Source organism: Micromonospora yangpuensis (assembly GCF_900091615.1).
Lineage (GTDB): Bacteria > Actinomycetota > Actinomycetes > Mycobacteriales > Micromonosporaceae > Micromonospora > Micromonospora yangpuensis.
Map to the genome: position 1 here is coordinate 3,141,854 of NZ_FMIA01000002.1, position 13,829 is coordinate 3,155,682.

The following is a 13,829-nucleotide window of genomic DNA, read 5'->3' on the forward strand; positions in this document are numbered from 1 at the left end:
TCACTGCTCCTGTCGGTGTCGCTGAGTGAACTGTGAGATGCGCCCGGTTCGATCGAGGATCGCGAGCTCCTTGAGGCCGCTGACGGGCCAGGAGTCGAACTGCCGCTTCAGCATCGCGATATCCCCCCGCCAGTCGGTGAGGTTGATGACCACTCGTTGGGTCTGCTCGCTCCTCACCTTGTGGCTGACTTCCGTCCAGATCGATCGCACCGACGTCTTCTGCTGGGGTGAATAGCAGTCGAAGACATGACCCTCGATCAGGTAGTCCGGCCTTCGTGACGGTCTGCCGGTGTCCCCGGTCCGCTCTCTGGCTTCGGCGACCTCCTGGATGGCCGGGCGCTGATGTACCCGGTAACCCTTGTGCGCGATCGTAGCGGCGCACTCGTTCTCCAGTTCGTAGGAGCGCCGCTGGGCCGGTTGCTCCCTGGGCGAGATGGCCGCCGGGTGCCCGGTGGGCCGACCACCAGGGACGCCCGTCGGTCTCCTGGACCACGGTGCTAGGGGCGCGGGGTCACTCGTCGCGTGCGCGACCGGGTTGCTCCCAGCGTCGTCCGAGCGGGCGGGGCTGGCCGGCGGGGTGCCGCCAGCCCCGGTCAGTTTCCCTGGTCACCCAGGCGGCGGGCGTGGTCGATGGTCGCCTCGACCGTCTGCTGGGCGCTCTGGGTGCGCTGCACCAGCAGCACCAGGATCTGCTTGATGCTGTCGAGAGCCTGGAGCAGCGGGCCGGGTTGACCGCCCTGCAGGGCGGCGGTGACGAGTTGCTTGGCTGTTTCGACGTGCCCGATGGTGGCGGTGCAGGCCTCCCGGGCGGCGGTGATGCCCTGCCGCACGGGGCCGAGCGCGGCGATCGTCTCCTGCGGAGTGGCCTCGCGCGGCACGGCTGCGGTCGCCGTGAGCGCTTCCCCGCCGGTGGTCGCGAGGGCGCCAAGGCCGCCCTGGATGGTGACGACCGCGGAGCGTACCCGGGCGAGACCGGCGGCGACGGCGACGAAGCCTGCACCGGCCGCCCGGGCGGCGATTGCCTGGGCCTGGTTGTCGACGGCGGCGGCCAGGCCCTGCGCCCGCTCGACCCCGGTGAGCAGGGTACGAAGCTCGCCGGCTATTTCCTCGACAGTGGACACGGGGCACCTCGCGCGCAGGTAGCAGGGGTGGGTGCGAGAGGTGAAAGATACCCGCTTACCGTCGGCCCCGGGTCAGTCCTTGAGGAGTTGCCTGGCCATGACGATGCGTTGGACCTGGTTGGTGCCTTCGTAGATCTGGGTGATCTTGGCGTCGCGCATCATGCGTTCGACGGGGTAGTCGCGGGTGTAGCCGTAGCCGCCGAGGATCTGCACGGCGTCGGTGGTGATCTCCATGGCGGCGTCGGAGGCGAAGCACTTGGCCGCCGCGCCGAAGTAGGTCAGGTCGGCGTCGCCGCGTTCGGACTTGCCGGCCGCGGCGTAGGTCAGCTGTCGGGCGGCTTCGAGTTTCATGCCCATGTCGGCGAGCATGAACTGGATGCCCTGGAACTCGGCGATGGCCTTGCCGAACTGCCGGCGTTCGGCGGCGTACGCCTTGGCGTAGTCGAGCGCGCCCTGGGCGATGCCGACGGCCTGGGCGGCGATGGTGACCCGGGTGTGGTCCAGGGTCCGCATGGCGGTGCCGAAGCCGGTGCCGGGTTCGCCGATGATGCGGTCGGCGGGGATCCGGACGTTGTCCAGGTAGACCTCGCGGGTCGGCGAGCCCTTGATGCCGAGTTTCTTCTCCGGCGCGCCGAAGCTGACCCCCGGATCGGACTTCTCGACCACGAAGGCGGAGATGCCCCGGGACCGGGCGGCCGGGTCGGTGACAGCGAAGACCGTGTAGTACTCGGAGACGCCGGCGTTGGTGATCCAGCGTTTCACCCCGTTGAGGACCCAGTGGTCGCCGTCGCGGACGGCCCGGGTGGTCATCGACGCGGCGTCGCTGCCGGCCTCCGGCTCGGACAGGCAGTACGAGAACATCGCCTCACCCGCGGCCACCGGCGGGAGGTAGCGCTGCCGGAGGTGCGCGGAGCCGGCGAGCAGCAGCGGCATGGTACCGAGCTTGTTGCCGGCCGGGATCAGGGCCGAACTGGCGCAGGCGCGGGCCACCTCCTCGATGACGATCGCGGTGGCCAGGGCGTCGGCACCCGCGCCGCCGTACTCGACGGGCACGTGCGGGGCGTGGAAGTCGGCGGCCCGCAACGCCTCGTAGGAGGCCTGCGGGAACTCGCTGGCTTCGTCGGCGGCGGCGGCGTTCGGCGCGACCCTGGCGTCGCACACCGCCCGGACGGCCTCCCGGATCGCCCCGTGCTCCTCGGGCAGCTGGTACGCCTCGAACACCACGAACCTCCTCGTCACGGCACCTGTGAGCGCACCATACCATCCGGTCGGTATGTAGAACCCGGGTGGAGAGGAAGGTCGGGGGTGTGGCAAATACCTCCCAGTCGGAATGTAATAAGGTCCGAGTGGGACGTCCCCCGACCGAAGGTGGCCCGCGCCGATGCGAACCGCGAAGCAGACGACCGTCCGTACCCCGAGTGACCTGCTGGAGCTGGTCGGCCAGGAGCTGGGGGTCAGCGAGCCCCAGGTGGTGACCCAGCAGCAGGTCGACCAGTTCGCCGACGTCACCGGCGACCATCAGTGGATCCACGTCGACGTGGAACGGGCGCGCTCCGGGCCGTTCGGCACCACGGTCGTGCACGGGTTCCTGACCCTGGCGCTGGTGCCCCGGCTGCTCGCCGACATCCTGGTGGTCCGGGAGTTCTCGATGGGGGTCAACTACGGGCTGGACCGGGTCCGGTTCATCAGGCCGCTGCCACCGGGCGTGGCGATCCAGGGTGTGGCCACGCTCGTCGCGGCGGAACCGATCGCGGCCGGCACCGGCGCACCCGGCGGCGTGCAGGCCAAGGCCTCGGTGCTGGTGGAGTTCGCCGACGAGGGCACCCCCTGCTGCGTGGCCGAGGTCCTGTTCCGCTACCTGGCCTGACCGCCGTCGCCCTCCGGCCGGGTCGTCGTGACCCGGCCGGGGCGCAGGCGGTGATCTACTCGGTGGCCGCGTCGGACGGGGCGACGAACCGGCCCCGGTAGAACGACAGCGCCGGCACGGTCGTCGGCTTCAGGTGCACGTGGTCCACGTCGATCAGGATGATCACGTGGTCGCCGCTGGTGATCACCTCGTCGCGGCGGCCGGCGAGGATGGCCGGCGTCTCGGGCAGCAGCGGCACGCCGTCGGGGCCGGGTGCCCAGGACACCCCGTCGAGCTTCTCGGCGCCGGACAGGCCCGAGGTGGCGAAGCGTCGGGCCACGTCCTGCTGGTCCTGGCTGAGGATGTGGATCGCGATGCGCTCGGCGGTGGTCAGGGTGGTGAAGCTCGACGAGTGGCTGGTGACGCAGAACAGCACCTTCGCCGGCTGCAACGAGACCGAGGTGAACGAGTTGACGGTCAGCGCCGCGAGCGTGCCGCCGGGGGCCACGGCGGTCACCGCGGTCACGCCGGTGGGGAAGTGCCCGCACACCTGACGGAACTCGGTGGAGTCGAACAGGGGCTCGGCCATCATCGGTTCACCGCCGGGGGTCGGGAGGGGTGTTTGGGACGGAGCCCGCCTTCGAGCTGGATGAGGCAGAGCGTGTGCCCGCCGGGATCCTTGACCAGGTGCAGCCGCCCGTGCGGGCTGTCCACCGGGCCGACGGTCGGGGTGCCGCCCAGGGCGCGGACCTGCCGGAGGGCGTCGTCGAGGGAGGCGACGGCGAAGTAGGTGATCCACCTCGCCGGGATCAGGTTCGGCCACTCGTTGTCCAGCGCCAGCACGCCGGCGACCGGGGTGTCGGCCAGCATCAGCAGCGTGTACGGCCGGGCGGTGGGGGAGTCGCCGTGCTGGCGGGTGGTGTAGCCGAACAGGGACCGGTAGTAGGCCACCGACCGGGCCGGCTCGCCGGTGTCCAACTCGTTCCAGCACAGCGCGCCCACCGAGTTGAGCGCCTGCACCCCGGCGCGTGACTCGCCCTGGTAGAGGCCGAAGGCGGCACCGAACGGGTCGACGACGGTCGCGCCGGTGCCGGCCGCGGGCAGGTAGCGCGGTGGCGTGACCAGCTCCCCGCCGAGGGCGACCGCCTGCCGTGCCGACGTCTCGATGTCGGCGACGGCGAAGTAGGTGAGCCAACCCCGGGGTCGGCCGCCGTGCAGGCCGGTGGCGTCGGAGATGCCGGCCACGTCGCGGCCGTCGACACTGCACATCCGGTACGTGGTGGCGCCCAGCCGTTCGGCGCGTACGGTCCAGCCCAGCAGGGCGGCGTAGAAGTCCTCGGCCCGCTGCGGGTCCGTGGTGCACAGCTCCACCCAGACGGCTTCGCCGGGGGAGAAGGGTCGGCTCATCGGGATGCCCCCTGTCTGGTCAGGCCGGCGACGATGGTGCCGGCCGAGATGTCGTACGCGGCGTCGGGGTGCCCGGTGGCCAGGCTGGACTCGATGACCTCGACCACCGCCCGCAGGGTCGGACCGCCCACCGCCAGCAGGCTCTCGACCAGGGCGTCCACGGCGGCGTCCAGCTCGTCGTCGGCGACCACCCGGGCGACCAGGCCCCAGTCGAGCAACTGCTCGGCGGTGGCGGTGCCCGCGCCGGTGAGCAGGTGGTAGGCGTGTGGCCGGGGGACCGCCCGGGTGATCGTGTGGCCGACCCCGGCGGGTGCGAAGCCGTAGCGGGCCTCCGGCAGCGACAGCCGCGCCCCGGCGGCGGCGATCGGCAGGTGCACCGCGCTGAGCAGGCCGGCGCCGAAGCCGATGACCTGACCCCGCACGGCCGCCACGACGGGTACCGGCAGCTGGCGGATCCGGTGCAGGGTGCGGTCGCTGTCGCGCAGCTCGGCGGCGACGGTGTCCCGGGTCGCGCCGGCCAGCCGGGCGAAGGAGGAGGTGTCCCAACCGCCGCAGAAGTGCCGGCCGGCCATGTCGAGCCGGATCACCACGCACCGGTCGTCGGCGGCGGCGGTCTCCAGGGTGTCGACGAGTTCGTGGAGGGTGGCGCCGTCGAAGCAGTTGCCGCGGGCCGCGTTGTCGAAGCGGACGTACGCGAGGCGGCCGTCGTGCCCATGGGTGAGGGTGATGGTCACGCCAGCATCATACATACCGGTCGGTATGAATACAACGTTGCTGGCCGGCGCAGGTTTGTCACGCGAATGTCATGGTCGAGATACGGTCTCGACCCGTTGACTTGATACCGGCTGGTCGGTACTTTGTGGCCAACGTCACCGTCGCCTCACGCCGAGACGTGACGGGTCCATCGCTGTGAAGGACATCCATGATGATCATGAAATCCTTGCGCTCTCGGCGCCCCCTGGCAGTGGCCGCCACCCTTAGCCTCCTGGGCGTCGGCCTCACCGCGTGCGGTGGTTCCGACTCCGACGACACCGGGGCGGCCGGCACGGTGACCATCCGGGCCCTGCTCGCCGCCCAGCCGGCCACCCTCGACCCGATCGTCGGTGCCCGCTCCGCCCAGATCGTCTGGGCCACCATGCTCGAACCCCTGATCGACACCGACGACACCCTCGCGCCTACCGACACCGGCCTGGTCACCAGCTGGGACCGGACCGACGCGACGACCTGGACCTTCACCGTCCGGCCGGACATCAGCTTCAGCAACGGGGAGAAGGCCGACGCAGCCGCGGTCGCCAACACCATCACGCTCACCCGCGACAGCGAGGCCTCGCAGCTCAAGAGCTACTTCGGCAACGTCAGCGAGATCACCACGCCGGACGCCACCACGGTGGTGGTCAAGACCACCACCCCGCAGTACAACATTCCCGACCTGCTCACCACGGTCTACCTGGTGCCGCCGGCGTACTACCAGGAGAAGGGCTCGGAGGGCTTCGCCGCCGCGCCGGTGGGCACCGGCCCGTACGTCTGGGCCGGCGGGAACGCCGGCCGGGACATCTCGGTCAAGAAGAACCCCGACTACTGGGGCCCGAAGGCGGAGAACGAGGGCATCACCTTCACCTGGGCCAACGAGGCCGCGCAGCGGCTGGCGCTGATCCAGAGCCGCAGCGTGGACGTCTCCTTCGACCTGCCGCCGGCGCAGGCCAACGCGGCCAAGGCCGCCGGAGTCGAGGTGGTGAGCACCGAGACCGCCATGAAGATCATCGCGTTCCTGGACTCGACCAAGGCGCCCTTCGACGACCCGAAGCTGCGCGAGGCGGCGGCCCTGGCCATCGACCGCAACGCGATCGTCGACGGCATCTTCGACGGCCAGGCCGCCGCCGACGCCGGCCTGCTCAACGTCCGGCCGGGCGAGCAGCCCGCGCAGAGCGTGACCGCCGACCCGGCCCGCGCCAAGGAACTGGTGGGCGGCGCGGCCCCGACCGTGCAGATCACCTACCCGGCGGCCCAGTACACCAACATCGAAGAGGTCTCCCAGGCCATCGGGGGCAGCCTCGAACAGGCCGGTTTCAAGGTCAGCTACGTCCCGCTCGACTACGGCACGCTCGTCAAGCGGATCATCGGCCGCCAGGTCCCCGGCATCTCGATCTTCGCCGGAGTGCCGAACGTGGCGGTGCCGGACTACTTCGTCAGCGGTTTCATGAAGACCAAGTCGATCACCGGCAACTGCCCCGACCCGCAGATCGACCAGCTCGCCCAGCAGGCCCTGGAGCAGGACGACGCCGCCCAGGCCGCGCCGATCTACGAGCAGCTCAACAAGATCGGCGTGGTCGACAAGCACTGCTACGTGCCGCTGTACCGGCAAATCTTCAACTACGCCACCGGCCCCGGCGTCTCCGGTGTGGAGTTCGGCCCCCTGAACACCGTCGACTTCACGAAGACGACCCGCTGACGATGTCCGAGGCAGTCCAGACGGGGATGCCGGGCGGCGATGCCCGGCATCCCCGCCACCCCGCCACCGACCCACCCGTGCTGGTGGTCGACAACCTCGTGGTCGACCACCGCGACCGCGGCACCGGCGAGGTCTTCCGCGCCGTCGACCACGTGTCGCTGCGCATCGACGCCGGGGCCAGCGTCGCCGTCGTCGGCGAGTCCGGCTCCGGCAAGACCACCCTCGCGATGGCCGCGACGGGACTGGGGGTACGCGGCGACGGCGACATCCGGCTGCTCGGACACTCGCTGTCGGCGATCGGCCGGACCCAGCTGAGGCGACTGCGCCCCGAGGTGCAGGTGGTCTTCCAGGACCCGCACGGCTCACTCGACCCCCGCCAGTCCGTCCGCTCCGGCCTGCGTGAACTGCGCTCGCTGCAACCGCAGCGGACCGCCTGGACCGACGACACCGACCTGCTCGGTCGGGTCCGGCTCACCCCGGAGATCCTCGACCGGTACCCGCACCAGCTCTCCGGCGGCCAGGCGCAGCGGGTCTGCATCGCCCGCGCGCTGCTCATGCGCCCCCGGCTCATCGTCGCCGACGAACCGACCTCCGGCCTGGACGTCTCCGTCCAGGCCGACGTGCTGGCGCTGCTCCGGCAGATCCGCAGCAGCACCGGCGCGGCGCTGCTGATGATCAGCCACGACCTGGCCGTGGTCCGCTCGCTCTGCGACGTCGTGCACGTCATGTACCGCGGCCGGGTCGTCGAGGCGGGACCGTGCGAGACGGTCCTGGTCGCACCGGAGCACGAGTACACCCGCGAACTGCTCGCCGCGATGCCCGGCGCGCGCTGGAGGTCCCGCAGATGAAGGCCCGTACCGTCCGTCGGGTCGGCGGCCGGCTCGCGTCGCTGTTCGCGTCGCTGCTCATCGCGCTGAGCCTGGCGTTCGTGCTCGGTCGCCTCTCCGGCGACCCGACCGCGACCATCCTCGGCCCGATGGCACCGCCGGAACAGCGCGAGGCGCTGCGCCAGGAACTCGGCCTCGACCTGCCCCTGGTCGTGCAGTACCTGGATTACCTCAGGAGCGTCTTCACCGGCGACCTCGGCCAGTCGCTGCAGTTCTACCAGTCGAACACCTCGATGATCGCCGACCGGCTGCCGTTCACCCTGCAACTGGTCGGCGCCGGGATGGCCCTGGCGCTGCTGGTCGGCGTACCCCTGGGGGTGCTCGCGGCCACCCGGGAGGGCACCTGGTGGGACCGGGGCGCCTCGACCCTGGCCCTGCTCGGCCAGTCCGTGCCGGTCTTCTGGTTCGGCATGATGCTGGTGGTGCTCTTCGCCGTGAACCTCGGCTGGCTGCCCGCCGGTCAGTCCGGCAGCTGGCGGCACCTGGTGCTGCCCGCGCTTACCATGGCCGTCTACCCGATGGCGCACATCGCCCGGCTCACCCGGGCCTCGATGAGCGAGGCGCTGGCCGAGCCGTACGTCGACGCCGCGCGGGCCCGGGGCATCGCCAACCGGCAGGTGGTGTGGCGGCACGCCTTCAAGAACGCCATGATGCCGATCCTGACCATCGTCGTGCTGCAGACCGGCATCCTGCTCTCCGGTGCCGTCGCCGTCGAGTACGTCTACTCCTGGCCCGGCCTGGGACAGCTCGCCCTGCAGGCCATCCAGTTCCGGGACTTCCCGCTGGTGCAGGCGATCGTCGTCTTCGGCGCGCTGGTCTTCGTCGTGCTCAATCTGCTCGTCGACGTCATCCACTCGATCGTCGACCCGAGGGTGAGGTGACTTCAGTGAGCCAGCTGGAGCTCGATCCGGCCACCAGCGCCACGGCCGTGCCGCGCCGGGCCGCCCGGCGCCGGCGTACCTCGGTCTTCTGGTTGTCCCTGCCGTTGGTGGTCGTCGCCGTCGCGGCGTTCCTGCTGCCACTGACCGGACTGCTGCCGGAGGCCGGCCAGAACCTCGCCGCGACCCGGCAGCCGCCCGGCTTCCTGCCCGGGGGCAGCTGGGCGCACCCCCTCGGCACCGACAAACTCGGCCAGGACGTGCTCACCCAGCTCGTCTCGGCCGGCCGGCTGACCATCGTCATCGGCCTGGTCGGGGCGTTGGTGGCGATCGGCCCCGGCACCCTGCTCGGCGTGCTGGCCGGCTACTTCCGGGGCTGGGTCGACCAGGTCATCTCGATCCTCATCAACGCCCAACTGGCGCTGCCGTTCATCCTGGTCGCGCTCGCCATCATCGCCAACCGGGGCAGTTCGCTGCCGGTGCTCTTCCTGGTGCTGGCACTGACCGGCTGGGCGGTCTGCGCCCGGGTGACCCGCTCGGCCACCCTGGCCATCCGGGAGCGCCAGTTCGTCTTCGGGCTGCGCGCCGCCGGTGCCTCGGAGTCCCGGATCGTCTTCCGGCACGTGCTGCCCAACCTGGCCGGCACCGTGGTGGCCCTGGGCACCCTGCAGGTCGGTACGGCGATCCTGATCGAGAGCGCGCTGAGCTTCCTCGGCCTGGGCGTGGTGCCGCCGATGATCAGCTGGGGTTCGATGCTCGCCTCCGGCCAGGACGAGCTGAGTCAGGCCTGGTGGATCGCGTTCTTCCCCGGCCTGGCCATCACCGCGCTGGTGCTGCTGGTGAACCTGCTCGGCGACGCGCTGCTCACCCACCACGACCCGCGAAAGAGGCGACGTTGACCACGCTGCTGCGCATCTCCGGGCTCTCCGTGACCGCCCGGCTCGCCGCCGACGACCTGCGTCTGCTCGACGAGGTCGACCTGGAGATCCGCCGGGGCCAGATCGTCGGCGTGGTGGGCGAGTCCGGCAGCGGCAAGACCACCCTCGCCCGCTGCGTCGTCGGCCTGCTGGAGCGCAACGTGCGCGTCGAGCACGGCGCGGTCACCCTCGCCGGTGAGCAGGTGGTCGCCCCCGGCCTCGACCGCACCGACCGGGTCCGGGGCAGCGCCGTGGGCATGGTGTTCCAGGACGCCTCCCGGTCGCTGAACCCGCTGATGAAGGTCCGCACCCAGCTCGCCGAGGTGCTGCGCCGCCACGTGCCCGGCATCGACCGGGCCGAGGTGGAACGCCGCTCGGTGGAGGTGCTGGAGCAGATGCGGATCAGCGAGACCGCCCGGGTCCTGGGCAGCTACCCCCACCAGCTCTCCGGGGGACTGCGCCAGCGGGTCGCCATCGGGCTGGCCGTGGTCACCCGCCCCGCGCTGGTGATCGCCGACGAGTGCACCACCGCCCTGGACGTCACCACCCAGACCAAGGTGGTCGGCCTGTTCCGCACCCTGGTCGACGAACTCGGCATCGGTCTGCTCTTCGTCACCCACGACCTGATGCTCGCCAGCGACCTCTGCGACCGGATCGCGGTGATGAGCGCCGGCCGGGTCGTCGAACAGGGCGACACGCTGCGCGTGCTGGACAACCCACAGCAGGAGTACACCCGCGGACTGCTGGCCGCCATTCCCTCGTGGAGCTGAAGGAGAACCAGCCGGACATGCCTGACCCCACCGGAATCGACGCCTACGCGGCCTACCTGCCGGCGTACGCGCTCACCGACAACCGACTCGACCCGACCGGGCCACCCCGGGCCGGCGGGCCGAGCCGCAGCGTCGCCGCGTACGACGAGGACAGCATCACCATGGCCGTCGAGGCGCTGCGGCACCTCGCGGCCGGCACCCCCGCCGGCCGGCAACTGCTGCTGGCCACCTGCAGCGCCCCGTACGAGGGGAAGACCTCGGCAGGGGTGGTGCACGAGGCCCTCGGGCTCGACCCCGGGGTCGGCGCGGTGGACCTGCGCGGCCACCGGGCCGGCGCGACCGCGCTGGACCTGGTGCTGCGGGCCGGCGCGCTGGCCGGGCTGGCCGAGGTGCGCACCACCCGCCCCGGCGCCCCCGACGAGCTGGCCCAGGGTGACGCCGCCGCGGCCTTCGTCGGCGGCGGTACCGCCGCCGCCGCGCTGCTGGCCCGGGCCGGGCACACCGTCGAGCTGCTGGACCGCTGGCGGCTGCCCGGTGACCGGCACGACCGGGTCTGGGACGAGCGGTTCACCGCCGACGTCCTGGTCGCCGCCGGCCTCGACGCGGCCCGCCGGGCCCTGGCCGAGGCCGGGCTGGACGGCGTCGACCAGGTGGTCGTGTCGTCGTCGAACGCCCGCGCCGCGGCCACCCTGCGCCGCGCGCTCGGCGGTTCGGGCGACGACGCCAGCATCGAGCGGGCCACCGGATTCACCGGCGCGGCCCACCCGGGTCTGCTGCTGGCCGCCGCCCTCGACCAGGCCCGACCCGGCCAGACGATCCTGCTGCTGTCGGCCACCGAGGGCGCCGACGCGTTCGTCCTCGCCGTCGGTGACGCGGTCGCCGCGGCCCGCCGCGGGCCGTCGGTGCGCGCCCAACTCGCCGACCGGCGGCAGCTCGGCTACGGCCGGTACCTGCGCTGGCGGGGGCTGCTGGACGTGCAGGGCCCGGCCCGGCCGGCCGCCCCGGCACCGGCGTCCCCGCCGATGCACCGCCGCGCCGGCTGGAAGTACCGGCTGGAGGGCAGCGCCTGCGGCGTCTGCGGCGCGGTCACCACCCCACCGGGCCGGATCTGCGCGGCCTGCGGCGCCACCGGATCCGACGGGTCCGGCACGGTGTCGCTGCGCGACCGGACCGCCCGGGTGGTCTCGGTGACCCGCGACCACCTGACCACCATGCCGGAGCCGGAGGTGGCGATCGTGGTCGCCGACGTCGACGGCGGCGGCCGGCTCAGCGCGTACGCCACCGACGTGGTGCCCGCCGAGGTGACGGTGGGCCAGCCGATGACGCCGACCTTCCGGCGGCTGTGGACCACCGACGCGATCCACAACTACTTCTGGAAGCTGCGTCCCACCGAGGAGAGCACCGATGGCCAGTAGGCGAATGGCGCACGACGTCGCGATCGTGGCGATGGGCTGCACCCCGTTCCGGGACCACTGGCAGGCCTCGGCCGACGACCTGCTCGTCGACGCGGTACGGGAGTGCGTCGGGTCGTTGCCGGCGGTCAGCCTCGACGACGTCGACGCGTTCTGGGTGGGCACCCAGGGCTCGGGCATGTCCGGGCAGACCCTGGCACGTCCGCTGCGGCTGGTCGGCAAGCCGGTGACCCGGGTGGAGAACTACTGCGCCACCGGGTCGGAGGCGTTCCGCAACGCGGCGTTCGCGGTCGCCTCCGGGGCGTACGACATGGTGATGGCCACCGGGGTGGAGAAGCTGAAGGACTCCTCGTACTCCGGGTTGTCGGCGGTCTTCCCACCGGCCGACGGCACCGACGTCGACTGGACCGCCCCGGCCGGGTTCTCCCTGCTCGCCCCGGCCTACCAGCGGGCGTACGGGGTGGACGACCAGGGCATGCGCGCCGCGCTGACCCGGGTCGCGGTGAAGAACCACGCCAACGGCGCGTTGAACGGGCGGGCCCAGTTCCGCAAGGCGGTCACCGCCGAGGCCGTCGAACGGTCTCCCCGCATCGCCGGGCAACTCGGCGTCCTGGACTGTTCCGGGGTATCCGACGGCGCGGCGGCGGCCATCCTGGTCCGGGCCGAGGACGCCTACCGCTACACCGACCGGCCGGTCTTCCTCAAGGGCATGGGCTTCGTCGCCGGCTCCGGGGCCGGGCTGGCCACCGACGGCTACGACTTCACCACCTTCCCGGAGGTGGTCGCCGCCGCCGGGCAGGCCTACGAGCAGGCCGGCGTCACCGACCCGGCGACGCAGATCTCGCTGGCCGAGGTACACGACTGTTTCACCCCGACGGAGGTGGTACTCATGGAGGATCTCGGTTTCTCCGCACGCGGCCGGGCCTGGCAGGACATCCTGGACGGCCGGTACGACCTGGACGGCGCGCTGCCGGTCAACACCGACGGCGGCCTGAAGTCGTTCGGCCACCCGATCGGCGCGACCGGGCTGCGGATGATGTTCGAGTGCTTCACCCAGCTGCGCGGGGACGCCGGCGACCGGCAGGTGCCCGACGCGCGGCTGGCGCTGGCGCAGAACCTCGGCGGACAGCCGGGCTCCTGCGTGGCGTTCGTGGCGGTCCTGGGGAGCCAGCGGTGAGCGCCGCGGTACGCCTGGACGGCCGGGTCGCGCTGGTCACCGGCGCCGGCAACGGCATCGGCCGGGCGCACGCGCTGACCCTGGCGCGGCACGGCGCGGCGGTGGTGGTCAACGACCTCGGGGGAGCGGTCGACGGGTCGGGGTCCTCGCAGGGCGCGGCCGAGCGGGTCGTGGCCGAGATCCGGGCGGCCGGCGGCACCGCCGTGGCCTCGACCGACTCGGTGGCCACCGCCGAGGGCGGCGCGCGCCTGGTCGGGCGGGCCGTCGACGAGTTCGGCCGGATCGACGCGGTGATCCACAACGCGGGCATCCTGCGGGACCGCACGCTTGCCAAGCTGAGCGACGAGGACGTCCGCGCGGTGCTCGACGTGCACCTGGCCGGCGCGTTCCACGTGCTGCGGCCGGCCTGGCCGCACCTGGTCGCCCAGGGCTACGGCCGGATCGTGCTGACCAGCTCCTCGTCCGGGCTGTTCGGCAACTTCGGGCAGGCCAACTACGGTGCGGCCAAGGCCGGCCTGATCGGCCTGATGAACGTGCTCGCCCTGGAGGGGGCCCGCCGGGGCATCCTGGTCAACGCGATCGCGCCCACGGCGGCGACCCGGATGACCGAGAACCTGCTCGGTGAGCTGACCGACCGCTTCGACCCGCAGCACGTCGCGGCGGTGGCTACCTACCTCGCCGCCGAGCAGTGCCAGCTCAACCGGCACATCCTCACCGTCGGCGGCGGGCGGGTCGGGCGGATCTTCCTGGGCGTCACCCCCGGCTGGTACGGCGGTGAACAGCCGGCCTCGCCCGACGACATCCACGCCGCGATCGACGACATCTGCCGACTGGACGACTTCGTCGTCCCCGACAGCGGCGCCGACGAGGTCACCCTGATCCAGCGGGTCCTCTCCGGCGGCTCCGGACCCGCCGCCTGAGACGGCGGATCCCCGAGCCGCCGGATCTTCCGAGAAAGCGAGTCA

The 13,829-nt window shown here is 72.1% G+C and carries 15 protein-coding genes; 9 read left to right on the top strand and 6 right to left on the bottom strand.

The features are described from left to right. The 3 genes from GA0070617_RS14320 to GA0070617_RS14330 form a co-directional block, all read right to left on the bottom strand. Positions 1 to 435: a CdiA C-terminal domain-containing protein gene (locus GA0070617_RS14320; RefSeq protein WP_091437590.1), complete on the bottom strand. Its 435-nt coding sequence runs from the start codon at positions 433 to 435 to the stop codon at positions 1 to 3. A 158-nt stretch (positions 436 to 593) separates the two neighbouring features. After that, positions 594 to 1,121 (bottom strand): DUF6244 family protein, encoded by a 528-nt coding sequence (locus GA0070617_RS14325; RefSeq protein ID WP_091437593.1) that lies wholly within the window; start codon positions 1,119 to 1,121, stop codon positions 594 to 596. 72 nt (positions 1,122 to 1,193) lie between these two features. Then, a complete protein-coding gene (locus GA0070617_RS14330) occupies positions 1,194 to 2,342 on the bottom strand; it encodes an acyl-CoA dehydrogenase family protein (protein ID WP_091446406.1) in 1,149 nt (382 codons plus the stop codon). A 160-nt stretch (positions 2,343 to 2,502) separates the two neighbouring features. Between GA0070617_RS14330 and GA0070617_RS14335 the strand changes: the two genes are divergently transcribed. Beyond that, on the top strand, positions 2,503 to 2,988 hold the full coding sequence (locus GA0070617_RS14335) for a MaoC family dehydratase (RefSeq protein WP_091437597.1): 486 nt from the start codon (positions 2,503 to 2,505) through the stop codon (positions 2,986 to 2,988). Between the two features lie 55 nt (positions 2,989 to 3,043). Here GA0070617_RS14335 and GA0070617_RS14340 read toward each other — a convergent pair whose 3' ends face one another. Genes GA0070617_RS14340 through GA0070617_RS14350 form a run of 3 tightly spaced genes read right to left on the bottom strand, consistent with a single transcriptional unit; the run spans position 3,044 to position 5,108 of the window. Continuing rightward, positions 3,044 to 3,556 carry a flavin reductase family protein gene (locus GA0070617_RS14340; RefSeq protein WP_175440532.1) on the bottom strand — a complete coding sequence of 171 codons (513 nt, stop codon included), beginning with the start codon at positions 3,554 to 3,556 and terminating at the stop codon, positions 3,044 to 3,046. Further along, positions 3,556 to 4,374 (bottom strand): VOC family protein, encoded by an 819-nt coding sequence (locus GA0070617_RS14345; RefSeq protein ID WP_091437605.1) that lies wholly within the window; start codon positions 4,372 to 4,374, stop codon positions 3,556 to 3,558. The genes GA0070617_RS14340 and GA0070617_RS14345 overlap by 1 nt, the downstream gene beginning before the upstream one ends. Continuing rightward, the gene (locus tag GA0070617_RS14350; protein WP_175440533.1) at positions 4,371 to 5,108 is read right to left on the bottom strand and encodes an enoyl-CoA hydratase/isomerase family protein; all 738 of its coding nucleotides are present in this window, start codon (positions 5,106 to 5,108) and stop codon (positions 4,371 to 4,373) included. Before GA0070617_RS14350 ends, GA0070617_RS14345 begins: the two co-directional genes overlap by 4 nt. Before the next feature lie 230 nt (positions 5,109 to 5,338). Here GA0070617_RS14350 and GA0070617_RS14355 point away from each other — a divergent pair, with 230 nt between their 5' ends. From GA0070617_RS14355 to GA0070617_RS14390, 8 genes are read left to right on the top strand one after another with little or no spacing between them, the layout of a single operon-like run. Then, a complete protein-coding gene (locus GA0070617_RS14355) occupies positions 5,339 to 6,823 on the top strand; it encodes an ABC transporter substrate-binding protein (protein ID WP_175440534.1) in 1,485 nt (494 codons plus the stop codon). Between the two features lie 2 nt (positions 6,824 to 6,825). Beyond that, the gene (locus GA0070617_RS14360) at positions 6,826 to 7,671 is read left to right on the top strand and encodes an ATP-binding cassette domain-containing protein (RefSeq protein WP_217628811.1); all 846 of its coding nucleotides are present in this window, start codon (positions 6,826 to 6,828) and stop codon (positions 7,669 to 7,671) included. Beyond that, positions 7,668 to 8,591, top strand: coding sequence for an ABC transporter permease (locus tag GA0070617_RS14365; protein WP_091437621.1), 924 nt, complete (start codon positions 7,668 to 7,670; stop codon positions 8,589 to 8,591). The genes GA0070617_RS14360 and GA0070617_RS14365 overlap by 4 nt, the downstream gene beginning before the upstream one ends. Positions 8,592 to 8,596: 5 nt before the next feature. Then, positions 8,597 to 9,487: an ABC transporter permease gene (locus tag GA0070617_RS14370; protein WP_175440535.1), complete on the top strand. Its 891-nt coding sequence runs from the start codon at positions 8,597 to 8,599 to the stop codon at positions 9,485 to 9,487. After that, positions 9,484 to 10,275: an ABC transporter ATP-binding protein gene (locus GA0070617_RS14375; RefSeq protein WP_175440536.1), complete on the top strand. Its 792-nt coding sequence runs from the start codon at positions 9,484 to 9,486 to the stop codon at positions 10,273 to 10,275. Before GA0070617_RS14370 ends, GA0070617_RS14375 begins: the two co-directional genes overlap by 4 nt. A 17-nt stretch (positions 10,276 to 10,292) precedes the next feature. Continuing rightward, positions 10,293 to 11,690 carry a hydroxymethylglutaryl-CoA synthase gene (locus GA0070617_RS14380; protein ID WP_139135663.1) on the top strand — a complete coding sequence of 466 codons (1,398 nt, stop codon included), beginning with the start codon at positions 10,293 to 10,295 and terminating at the stop codon, positions 11,688 to 11,690. Beyond that, positions 11,680 to 12,864, top strand: a complete 1,185-nt coding sequence (locus GA0070617_RS14385; RefSeq protein WP_091437634.1) for an acetyl-CoA acetyltransferase — start codon at positions 11,680 to 11,682, stop codon at positions 12,862 to 12,864. Before GA0070617_RS14380 ends, GA0070617_RS14385 begins: the two co-directional genes overlap by 11 nt. After that, positions 12,861 to 13,784, top strand: coding sequence for an SDR family NAD(P)-dependent oxidoreductase (locus GA0070617_RS14390; protein WP_091437637.1), 924 nt, complete (start codon positions 12,861 to 12,863; stop codon positions 13,782 to 13,784). The genes GA0070617_RS14385 and GA0070617_RS14390 overlap by 4 nt, the downstream gene beginning before the upstream one ends. Positions 13,785 to 13,829: the final 45 nt, after the last annotated feature.

Bases quoted from the DNA above. Each gene is read 5' to 3' on its own strand.
- GA0070617_RS14335 (WP_091437597.1), top strand. From the start codon at position 2,503: ATGCGAACCGCGAAGCAGACGACCGTCCGTACCCCGAGTGACCTGCTG.
- GA0070617_RS14340 (WP_175440532.1), bottom strand. From the start codon at position 3,556: ATGGCCGAGCCCCTGTTCGACTCCACCGAGTTCCGTCAGGTGTGCGGG.
- GA0070617_RS14345 (WP_091437605.1), bottom strand. From the start codon at position 4,374: ATGAGCCGACCCTTCTCCCCCGGCGAAGCCGTCTGGGTGGAGCTGTGC.
- GA0070617_RS14360 (WP_217628811.1), top strand. From the start codon at position 6,826: ATGTCCGAGGCAGTCCAGACGGGGATGCCGGGCGGCGATGCCCGGCAT.
- GA0070617_RS14365 (WP_091437621.1), top strand. From the start codon at position 7,668: ATGAAGGCCCGTACCGTCCGTCGGGTCGGCGGCCGGCTCGCGTCGCTG.
- GA0070617_RS14380 (WP_139135663.1), top strand. From the start codon at position 10,293: ATGCCTGACCCCACCGGAATCGACGCCTACGCGGCCTACCTGCCGGCG.
- GA0070617_RS14385 (WP_091437634.1), top strand. From the start codon at position 11,680: ATGGCCAGTAGGCGAATGGCGCACGACGTCGCGATCGTGGCGATGGGC.